7 protein-coding genes are annotated in these 6,903 nt (G+C 56.6%); 4 read left to right on the top strand and 3 right to left on the bottom strand.

Annotated elements, in window-relative coordinates; translation table 11 throughout:
• A partial coding sequence (locus tag LDK53_RS22430) for a DUF1145 family protein (RefSeq protein WP_225288122.1) occupies positions 1 to 234 on the top strand: 234 nt, incomplete at its 5' end.
• 66 nt (positions 235 to 300) lie between these two features.
• Here LDK53_RS22430 and LDK53_RS22425 read toward each other — a convergent pair.
• A complete protein-coding gene (locus LDK53_RS22425) occupies positions 301 to 657 on the bottom strand; it encodes a DUF2500 domain-containing protein (protein WP_059386343.1) in 357 nt (118 codons plus the stop codon).
• 129 nt (positions 658 to 786) lie between these two features.
• Between LDK53_RS22425 and LDK53_RS22420 the strand changes: the two genes are divergently transcribed.
• Positions 787 to 1,413 (top strand): lysoplasmalogenase, encoded by a 627-nt coding sequence (locus tag LDK53_RS22420; RefSeq protein WP_025758977.1) that lies wholly within the window; start codon positions 787 to 789, stop codon positions 1,411 to 1,413.
• Between the two features lie 76 nt (positions 1,414 to 1,489).
• The gene (gene zntA, locus LDK53_RS22415) at positions 1,490 to 3,661 is read left to right on the top strand and encodes a Zn(II)/Cd(II)/Pb(II) translocating P-type ATPase ZntA (RefSeq protein ID WP_225288121.1); all 2,172 of its coding nucleotides are present in this window, start codon (positions 1,490 to 1,492) and stop codon (positions 3,659 to 3,661) included.
• Between the two features lie 88 nt (positions 3,662 to 3,749).
• Here the strand turns inward: zntA and ubiA are convergent, their stop codons facing one another.
• Positions 3,750 to 4,619, bottom strand: coding sequence for a 4-hydroxybenzoate octaprenyltransferase (gene ubiA, locus LDK53_RS22410; RefSeq protein ID WP_025758979.1), 870 nt, complete (start codon positions 4,617 to 4,619; stop codon positions 3,750 to 3,752).
• 12 nt (positions 4,620 to 4,631) lie between these two features.
• The gene (ubiC, locus tag LDK53_RS22405; protein ID WP_025758980.1) at positions 4,632 to 5,129 is read right to left on the bottom strand and encodes a chorismate lyase; all 498 of its coding nucleotides are present in this window, start codon (positions 5,127 to 5,129) and stop codon (positions 4,632 to 4,634) included.
• Between the two features lie 216 nt (positions 5,130 to 5,345).
• Here ubiC and LDK53_RS22400 point away from each other — a divergent pair, with 216 nt between their 5' ends.
• Positions 5,346 to 6,887 (top strand): lipase/acyltransferase domain-containing protein, encoded by a 1,542-nt coding sequence (locus LDK53_RS22400; RefSeq protein WP_225288120.1) that lies wholly within the window; start codon positions 5,346 to 5,348, stop codon positions 6,885 to 6,887.
• Positions 6,888 to 6,903: the final 16 nt, after the last annotated feature.

The following is a 6,903-nucleotide window of genomic DNA, read 5'->3' as shown; positions in this document are numbered from 1 at the left end:
GCGTTTTTGCTTCTCAACCTGGTGCACCCGTTCCCGCGCCCGATGAATATTTTTGTTAACGTCGCGCTGATTTTCACCTCGTTCATGCACGCCCTGCAGATGGTGATGCTGAAAAATGGCCTGCCGAAAGATGGCCCACAGATGACCGGCTGGCAGCAGCTGCGCGTCTTTATTTTCGGCGTGTTTGAACTGCTGGTGTGGATGAAGAAGTTTAAGGCGCAGGTGAAGAAATAAAGTGCGGCCTGATGCCCTCACCCTAACCTTAACCCTCTCCCACAGGGAGAGGGAACCGATCGCGCATTATTCAGGCGTAAACCCTTCGAATCGCGACCCTTTATAACTCAGCGTCCCTTTCTCCCCCACCGTCAGTTGATGGTACTGCGGCGCCTCCAGGCGGAAGGTCATCTCCAGACCGCCCGTTTCCGGCTTAAAGCTCGCTTCATAGCGCATAGCGGTACCCGCCGGCGCGACCTGCTGTTGCCGCGAGCGGCGGTCGTTAAGGGGCTTCTCGCGTTTGTTGCTCACAATAACGCGCTTTTGCATCAGCGGCGCAGCGTCGTTATCCGCCTTTTCGCGGCGCTGTTGCACAAAACGGAACGACGCGGCAATAACGATAATCGCCACCACGATAATGAAAAACAGCGGCATCTTGCTCATTCAACCATCCCATAAGATTATGCGGAATTCAGGATACCTTGCCTTCCCCGCCATTGCCAAACGCCCGCCCGCGTCACTACACTGAATGAGAAACTGATTATTCAGCCTTAACAGATACAGGGAGTTAATATGCTTTGGTCATTTATCGCTGTCTGTTTTTCCGCATGGCTTTATGTCGATGCGTCGTACCGTGGTCCCACCTGGCAGCGCTGGCTGTTTAAACCCGTCACGCTGCTGCTGCTCCTGCTGCTTGCCTGGCAAGCACCGATGTTCAACGCCATAAGCTATCTGGTCCTCGCCGGATTGTGCGCCTCCCTGATTGGCGATGCCCTGACCCTGCTGCCGCGCCAGCGCCTGTTGTATGCCGTGGGGGCGTTCTTCCTGTCGCATCTGCTGTACACCATTTACTTCGCCAGCCAGATGACGCTCTCGTTCTTCTGGCCGCTGCCGCTGGTGCTGCTGGTGATTGGCGCCCTGCTGATTGCGGTGATCTGGTCGCGTCTGGAAGAGATGCGGTTGCCGATCTGCACGTTTATCGCCATGACGCTGGTGATGGTATGGCTGGCAGGTGAACTGTGGTTCTTCCGCCCAACGGCTCCGGCGATGTCCGCATTCTTCGGTGCGGCGCTGCTGTTGATCGGCAATATCGTCTGGCTGGGTAGCCACTATCGCCGCCGTTTCCGGGCAGATAACGCGATTGCCGCCGCCTGTTACTTTGCCGGACACTTCCTGATTGTGCGTTCCCTGTATATCTAAATAACGCTTGACTCTGGAGTCGACTCCAGAGTGTATGCTGCGGTTAATGAGAAAATTATCATTGCCGGAGACTGCCATGTCGACTCCAGAAATACCTAAAAAAGTTCCTCAATTCTCGGCGCTTAAGCTCAGCCCGGTGCCGTCGAAAGACGACTGCTGCTGCGAAGGCGCGTGTGAAAAGCAAACGCAGCCGCTGTCCGAAAGCGGAAATCGCTACAGCTGGATCGTCAACGGTATGGACTGCGCCGCCTGCGCCCGTAAAGTTGAAAACGCCGTGAAACAGGTTCCGGGCGTAAGTCACGTTCAGGTGCTGTTCGCCACCGAGAAACTGTTGATCAGCGCCGAAAAGGACGTCAGCAAACAGGTGGAAGCCGCGGTCAGTCAGGCCGGTTACAGCCTGCGTAGCGAAACCGCCCCCGCGGAAAAAACGTCATCCCTGCGCGAAAATCTGCCGCTCGTTACGCTCATCATTATGATGGCCCTGAGCTGGGGTCTGGAACAGATCAACCACCCGTTTGGCAATCTGGCATTTATCGCCACCACCCTGGTCGGGCTGTTCCCGATTGCCCGTCAGGCATGGCGTCTGATGAGAAGCGGCAGCTGGTTTGCCATCGAAACGCTGATGAGCGTGGCCGCCATCGGCGCGCTGTTTATTGGCGCGACGGCAGAAGCGGCAATGGTGCTGCTGCTGTTCTTAATCGGTGAACGCCTTGAGGGCTGGGCTGCCAGCCGGGCGCGTAAAGGGGTCAGCGCGTTAATGGCCCTGAAACCGGAAACCGCCACCCGCGTGGTAAACGGTACGCGTGAAACAGTCGCCATCAGTACGCTCCGCCCGGGCGACGTGATAGACGTTGCCGCAGGGGGCCGTCTGCCTGCGGACGGTGAGTTGCTCACCGCCACGGCAAGCTTCGAGGAAAGTGCTCTCACCGGGGAGTCCATTCCGGTGGAACGCGCAATGGGCGAAAAAGTGCCTGCGGGCGCCACCAGCGTCGATCGTCTGGTGCAGCTTAAGGTTCTTTCCGAACCGGGCGACAGCGCCATAGACCGTATCCTGAAGCTGATTGAAGAGGCCGAAGAGCGCCGCGCGCCTGTCGAACGCTTCATCGACCGCTTCAGCCGTATCTACACCCCCGCCATTATGCTGGTTGCCCTGCTGGTTACCGTCATTCCCCCGCTGTTCTTTGGCGCGCCGTGGGAGGGCTGGATTTATAAAGGGCTGACGCTGCTGCTGATCGGCTGCCCGTGCGCGCTGGTCATCTCCACCCCGGCGGCCATTACGTCCGGCCTGGCGGCGGCGGCACGTCGCGGCACGTTGATTAAGGGCGGCGCGGCGCTGGAGCAGCTGAGCCAGGTTGAACACATCGCCTTCGATAAAACCGGCACACTGACCGTCGGCAAGCCGCAGGTCACCGGCGTGTATCCGCAGGAAATCAGTGAAGATGAACTGCTGACACTGGCCGCCGCCGTTGAACAGGGTTCCACTCACCCGCTGGCGATGGCAATTGTGCGTGAAGCACAGTCGCGAGGATTAACCATCCCGGCGGCGACCGCGCAGCGAGCGCTGGTAGGGTCAGGGATTGAGGCCACCGTTGACGGTAAAAAGGTACTGATTGTCGCGGCTGGCAAGTCTGCTAATCCAGAGGTCGAGGCGTTAGAGAAAGCCGGACAGACGGTTGTTGCCGTCATGCTGGACGGCGTCGTGAAAGGTATTCTGGCGCTGCGCGATACCCTGCGTGACGATGCCAGAGAGGCCGTGGCGGCGCTGCATCAGTTGGGCGTGCAGGGTGTGATTTTAACCGGGGACAACCCTCGCGCGGCGGCGGCCATTGCCGGTGAGCTGGGGCTCGAATTTAAAGCCAGCCTGCTGCCTGCGGATAAGGTCAGCGCGGTGACGGAGCTGAACGCACACGCCCCGCTGGCGATGGTCGGCGACGGGATTAACGATGCGCCGGCGATGAAGGCGTCCACCATTGGCATCGCCATGGGCAGCGGTACCGACGTGGCGCTGGAGACCGCTGACGCGGCGCTGACCCACAACCGCCTGACCGGGCTGGCCCAGATGATCGCGCTTGCGAGGGCGACGCGGGCCAACATCCGCCAGAACATCGGTATCGCGCTGGGGCTGAAGGGGATTTTCCTGGTCACCACGCTGCTGGGCATGACCGGATTATGGCTGGCGGTGCTGGCGGATACCGGTGCAACGGTGCTGGTGACGGCAAACGCGCTCCGGCTGTTGCGTCGCCGGTAAAAAAACGCCCGGTGGCGCTAACGCTTACCGGGCCTACATGTCCTGCCAGATCACAGGTCGGGTAAGGCGAAGCCGCCACCCGACTTTTTTATAAGAAATAGCTCATCGCCAGGCCTAAAAACAGCACCAGACCGACGTAGTTATTGTTCATAAACGCTTTAAAGCAGGCGTCACGTTCACGCTTCGCAATCAGTTTCTGCTGATAAGCAAACAGCAGCCCCGCCACCAGCACGGACCAGTAAAACGCCCAGTTCAGACCGTTGAGGCGACCGATCGCCACCATCAGCGCCAGCACGGCAACCTGCAGAATCCCGATGATCAGCTTGTCGTGACGGCCAAACAGAATGGCGGTGGATTTGATGCCAATTTTCAGGTCGTCGTCGCGGTCAACCATCGCGTATTGGGTATCGTAAGCCACGGCCCAGAGAATGTTCGCCAGAAACATCAGCCAGCAGCTGAGCGGTAAGGACTCACTAACTGCCGCAAACGCCATCGGAATCGACCAGCCAAACGCCGCGCCCAGCACAACCTGCGGCAGATGGGTGTAGCGCTTCATAAACGGATAAACCCAGGCCAGTGCCAGCGCTGCCACGGAGAGCAGAATGGTCATGGTGTTCAGGGTTAACACCAGCAGGAAGGAGAGCAGCACCAGAACAACGAACAGCACGCGGGCCTCTTTCCCGGTCACCTGCCCACTGGGTAACGGACGACCGGCAGTCCGTTTGACATGGCCGTCGAATTTACGGTCGGCATAGTCATTGACCACGCAGCCCGCCGCACGCATCAGCCAGACCCCGGCAACAAACACGCCAAGGATCCACAGCGGCGGCACGCCTGGCGTCGCCACCCACAGCGCCCATAAGGTCGGCCACAGCAACAGTAACGCGCCAATAGGTTTATCGGTACGCATTAAGCGGTGATAAGCCAACAGCTTATTCTGCGTCAGGCTCCACTCCATTTTGTCTTCCTCTTAGTACAACGGTGATGCCGGTAAAAAAAGCTCCGTCAGAATTAACGGTTTACCACTCAGGCGAAGGCGGGAACGACGCCCCCACAGTTCGGCATCACGACCAATTTCAATAAAATCCCGGGTAAGTTCAGACGAGGTGAAGAGGTAACGCCCCAGCGGCGTTTTCCCCAGACGCTGCAGCGCCAGCTCGGGCCCGGAAAGGGTGGACTCGGGTACTACCGTCCGTCCGGCAAGCCACGGTTCACCGTCAGCACAGAGTAAAATTTCACGCAGCCAGTAACGAGGCTCCTGCGGCAGCAGCGGCAGTTCGCTGGCGATCTCATCGCCAGAGACAAACCCTTCCTGAATCAGGGTCACCGTGACCGTTTTCCCCTGCTGCTCAAAACGTTTCGTCATGGAATCTTCCAGCAACAGCCAGTCAAGCTGCTGCGGATCAAGCGCAGGGATGTGGTCGAAATAGCGCAGCGCACGCAGTTGCGTTAGCGCGGGGTGTGACATGCCAGACTCTCCGATACATAACGTACTGGCATTGTATCGCAGAAACGCGGATTGAGGGGGGTCAAACGTTATTTAACGATCACGATCGCAACAAGGGCGCAACAACGCTGGAGATATATTCGCGGCAGCAACAGCAGACTTGATTTTGATTAAGTATCGCACGGCTAAATTGTGAGCTAATGCAGCTCTTGGGAAGCAATATCAGGAACTTAATACATGGATGACAATAAAAATAGCCCCCCTAATCGGTCTTATCATCGTCCCATCTGGGATGACGATGGCACATTTCATTATAAGGTTGTTGCTCAGCCAAAAGACAAAAACCACATCTCGGTTTGTCTCAAGCCCCCTTCAAAAGTGATCCCGGTGATTTTTATTCCTGGAGTGATGGGGTCAAACTTAAAAAATGAGGATGGTGAAGTCTGGCGGTTCAGTGCAGCTTCGCTCGTGAAATTACCATTAGCCAATGCAAAAAAAAGAAAACAACTGCTTGATCCAAAGACCACTATCGTCGATGACTCTGGAGAAATTTTAAACGACGGTGCGGATGGCAAAAAATTCCCGTCCCGTCGTACCCGCGGATGGGGAAGTGCATTTTACATGAGCTACGGTGAGGCGCTTGACCGGCTGCAATATCTGCTCAGCGACGACGATATCCTGATGGATAATTACTTTCGGGAAATACAGTTGCAAACGGCACGGCAGCGTTTTATCGGCGTCAGAATCGGTGACGAGCCTCAGGAGCAGGTGCTGAGCGAAGAAGAAGTGGCTCACGGGCACAAGTTCTTATTCCCTCTGCACGTTTTTGGTTACAACTGGCTGCAATCGAATGCGGACTCTGCGGCGTTGCTGGGCGAATATATCCTTAAGGTGCTGAGCACGTACCACGGACGCCTGGCAGTCAACAAGGTCATCCTGATCACCCATTCGATGGGCGGACTGGTTGCCCGCTATTACTCGGAAAATATGGGCGGTCAGGACTCAATCCTGGGTATCGTACACGGCGTCATGCCGGATCTCGGATCACCGGCTGCTTATCGCCGCATGAAGATCGGTGAGCGTGGCGTCACTGGAATGATTATCGGGGACAGTGCAGAAAAGCTGATGCCGGTTCTGGCACAGTCTCCCGGTCCGTTACAGCTGCTGCCGGGCATGGCTTATGGTCCGGGATGGCTGAAAATCAACAGTAAGGAGACTCAACTTTCCCTCCCGGTGGCCAATCCATATGAGGAAATTTATCTAAACAAAACAGCGTGGTGGCGGCTATGTGAGCAGGATTTGCTGCTGGATGATACCAGGGCCGAATGGAATAAATATGAGAAAACCATAAGTAATGTCGTTAAAAAATTTATTGAGAAGTTAAACGGCAAATACCACCCTCAGACCTGGCTATTTTACGGAGCCAGCAAAAGCAACCCTTCCGATGGGTTCCTTACATGGGAAGAGCGGATCCCTAAGAGTGTTAAGGAAGCGCAGAGGTGCAGGGAAAATGAAGGTAACCCTTTTGAACTGTCCCCGTTAAGGGCTCATCAACTTATTTCATCCGCAAGTCCCGGTGATGGGACCGTGCCGATCACCTCCGTTCGCACCTCCTCTTCCCGTATACAGGGCGTCCTGGCGACAGATGTCGATCATGAAGGTGCTTATGCTGTCGATCCTGTCGATCGCTCCCGCTCGGTATACAGCGATCTCTCCGATGCCCTGGTGTTCACGGTTCGCTCGGTGGTAAAGATTGTGCAGCAGGTTCCCGCCCCATGAAAAAAGACACATCCCC

This window comes from Enterobacter sp. K16B, assembly GCF_020216105.1.
In the GTDB taxonomy this organism is placed as follows: Bacteria; Pseudomonadota; Gammaproteobacteria; order Enterobacterales; family Enterobacteriaceae; genus Enterobacter; species Enterobacter sichuanensis.
The sequence above is the reverse complement of the archived record's forward strand: the minus strand, read 5'-3'. Positions and strand labels throughout refer to the sequence as shown.

Excerpts from the sequence above, each read along its gene's own strand:
- LDK53_RS22425 (WP_059386343.1), bottom strand. The coding sequence starts at position 657 with ATGAGCAAGATGCCGCTGTTTTTCATTATCGTGGTGGCGATTATCGTT.
- LDK53_RS22420 (WP_025758977.1), top strand. The coding sequence starts at position 787 with ATGCTTTGGTCATTTATCGCTGTCTGTTTTTCCGCATGGCTTTATGTC.
- zntA (WP_225288121.1), top strand. The coding sequence starts at position 1,490 with ATGTCGACTCCAGAAATACCTAAAAAAGTTCCTCAATTCTCGGCGCTT.
- ubiA (WP_025758979.1), bottom strand. The coding sequence starts at position 4,619 with ATGGAGTGGAGCCTGACGCAGAATAAGCTGTTGGCTTATCACCGCTTA.
- ubiC (WP_025758980.1), bottom strand. The coding sequence starts at position 5,129 with ATGTCACACCCCGCGCTAACGCAACTGCGTGCGCTGCGCTATTTCGAC.
- LDK53_RS22400 (WP_225288120.1), top strand. The coding sequence starts at position 5,346 with ATGGATGACAATAAAAATAGCCCCCCTAATCGGTCTTATCATCGTCCC.